The 2716-nt window shown below is 60.3% G+C and carries 1 protein-coding gene; it reads right to left on the minus strand.

The genetic code is table 11. The features are described from left to right. Positions 1 to 185: 185 nt before the first annotated feature. Positions 186 to 2552, minus strand: coding sequence for an Ig-like domain-containing protein (locus FV226_RS27260; protein ID WP_147765376.1), 2367 nt, complete (start codon positions 2550 to 2552; stop codon positions 186 to 188). Positions 2553 to 2716 lie beyond the last annotated feature (164 nt).

Consider the following 2716-nt stretch of genomic DNA (forward strand, 5'->3'; position numbering starts at 1 on the left):
ATATTGTTCATTGTTGAATTCGTAAATCGGATTTTTTCCTTTGCGGAAATATCGATGATTGCTTCTGATAAATTTAGAGGCCTCTTATCGATTGCCCTGAATGCCGCACTCATCGACCTGCTTGGCTGGTCAAATCCGTCAGGCTTACCGCTGACAAATATAAGTGCGTCATTCGGAATAGCAATCTACCCGATGATGTTTCCGTCCAGATGCTTGCCAGTATAAGCTACCCACGTTGTCTCATGCCAGTTCGCATCAAATATCTCATGGGTCGAGCCAAAAGACTGGCCTGAGATGTTATGCGTATCGATCTCAGCATGGGTGAAGTGCCAGGTATCATCGTAGAATTGCTTTAGCACTCGATTGCCATCTTGAGTCACTTCGGTGACATCGGCTGAAATCTGCTGATAATTCTTGTCAAAGTGCTGATCGATGGTCTTGCCAGGAGCATCTTTGGTGACGATTTCTGCGCCGGTACGCTGCCAGTTGAAGTCGAAGCTGTCGGTCACCACGCGGTTGGCTTCCGTGGTCACCACCTCGTAGCCCTGAGCCACCGTATGGGTGACGGACGTCGAAGCGGGTGCGCTGCTCTCCAGGTTGAACGCGAACGTGTCGGAGCCGGTGTTGCCGGCGGCATCCGTCTGGCTGGCCAGGATGGTGTGGGCACCGAGCTTCAAGTTTGCGGGCGTGAAGTCCCAGTGACCGGTGCTGTCGGCGGTGACGGAGCCCAGCGCGGTCGTACCCTCGCTCAGCGTCACCTTCGCTCCGGCTTCCGCCGTGCCGGTCAGGGCTGCGTTGGTGGTGATCTTGTCCGTGCTCGAGGTGCCCGTGTCCTGAACCAGGCCGAGCTTTACCACCGGCGCGACGGTGTCGACGGTGTAGCTGATGCTGCTGCTCTTGCCGGTGCCCGCCGCGTTGGTGTCGCTGGCGCTGATCTGGTGGCTGCCTTGCTGGTTCAGCAACGAAACGGCGGCGCTCCACTTGCCGTCGGCCTGGACGAGGGCGGTTCCGATCTCGGTGGCGCCATCCAGCACATGCACGGTCGTACCGGCATCGCTCACGCCTACGGTACCGGCGAGCTTGACCGCCAGCGTGTTCGTCAGACCACCCGAGGACGTGATCGCAACCGTCGGTGCGTTCTGCAGGGTGAACGCGAACGTATCGGAGCCGGTGTTGCCGGCGGCATCCGTCTGGCTGGCCAGGATGGTGTGGGCACCGAGCTTCAGGCCTGTGGGCGTAAAGTTCCAGTGGCCGGTGCTGTCGGCGGTGACGGAGCCCAGCGCGGTCGTGCCTTCGCTCAGCGTCACCTTCGCTCCGGCTTCCGCCGTGCCGGTCAGGGCTGCGTTGGTGGTGATCTTGTCCGTGCTCGAGGTGCCCGTGTCCTGGACCAGGCCGAGCTTCACCACCGGCGCGACGGTGTCGACGGTGTAGCTGACGCTGCTGCTCTTGCCGGTGCCTGCCGCGTTGGTGTCGCTGGCGCTGATCTGGTGGCTGCCCTGCTGGTTCAGCAACGAGACGTTGGCGCTCCACTTGCCGTCGGCCTGGACGAGGGCGGTTCCGATCTCGGTGGCGCCATCCAGCACATGCACGGTCGTGCCGGCATCGCTCACGCCCACGGTGCCGGCGAGCTTGACTGCCAGCGTGTTCGTCAGGCCGCCCGACGACGTGATCGCAACCGTCGGGGCCGTAAGGGGTAGAGTGGAGGTTGCACCCTGAAGGCTGCTGATAGCGCTCTTGTAGGCAGCGCCTGCGGTGGCGTTTGCGCCCGTGCTCAGCTGGCCGCTGTAGCCCCCGCCGTTCGAGTCCCAGTAGTTCTCGTAGACCATGTTGTGGTCGGCCATCCACTTGGTCATGGCCTGGACGTAGGGAGCGGCGTTGTCGCTGGCGACACCCCATTCGGAGATGGCGGTGGCCTTGCCGTGGGCTGCGGCGAAATCCTGCTGCCACTGCAGGCCGTAGGCGCGGGTGACCTCGCCCTTGAACCCCTTGGCGGCATCGGTGCCGTCCCACTGGGTCATGTAGTAGACGTCGGTTCCAATCACATCGACGTACTTGTCGCCCGGATAGGCCTTCTCCGGGTTCATGTTGCCACCATCGTTGACGGTGTCCCACACGAACTTGAACTTGTCGGACACGGACCGGAAGGTGTCGACAAGGTTCTGGAAGGACTTGATGAACGCGGCCTCGTGGCCGTTGGCGGCCCAGGGCTCCCAGCTGCCGTTGAATTCCCAGCCGACGCGGACGTAGATGTTGCCGTCGCTGCTGGCCTTGGTCTGCGCCAGGCCCTGTGCGGCCTTGAGGAAGTGGTCGTTGAAAGCGCCCGTGGCGACCTGCTCAAGCGAGGTGCCGGTGACCGTCAGCGGCACCGACCAGATGTTGGAGGCGGCAGTGTTCTTCCACAAACCCGCTTGCCACGGGACAGCACTATCGAACCCGGCCCAGCTATCGTTGTTGAGGTAGTGCAGCACGTTATTGGGCGTACTTCCAACCCAATTGGAATACGAAGCAAAATCGGCCGGATTGTTACCTGCATATACACCAGTCTGCGTCATGCCCGTCCCCCGACAGAAATACTTGGTCAACAAATCTTAAACGAGGCTAATAACACTCCAGGCCCGCAAGTTGGTGGCCTATCAGCCACACTTTGTTTTGTTAATAAGCAGAGCCAAAAAATCCTGATACCTTAGAAGCTCATCATAAAATGCGAAGCATTAAC

Origin of the sequence: Methylobacterium sp. WL12 (assembly GCF_008039475.1) — a bacterium.
GTDB lineage: Bacteria > Pseudomonadota > Alphaproteobacteria > Rhizobiales > Beijerinckiaceae > Methylobacterium > Methylobacterium cerastii.

Excerpts from the sequence above, each read along its gene's own strand:
- FV226_RS27260 (WP_147765376.1), bottom strand. The coding sequence starts at position 2,552 with ATGACGCAGACTGGTGTATATGCAGGTAACAATCCGGCCGATTTTGCT.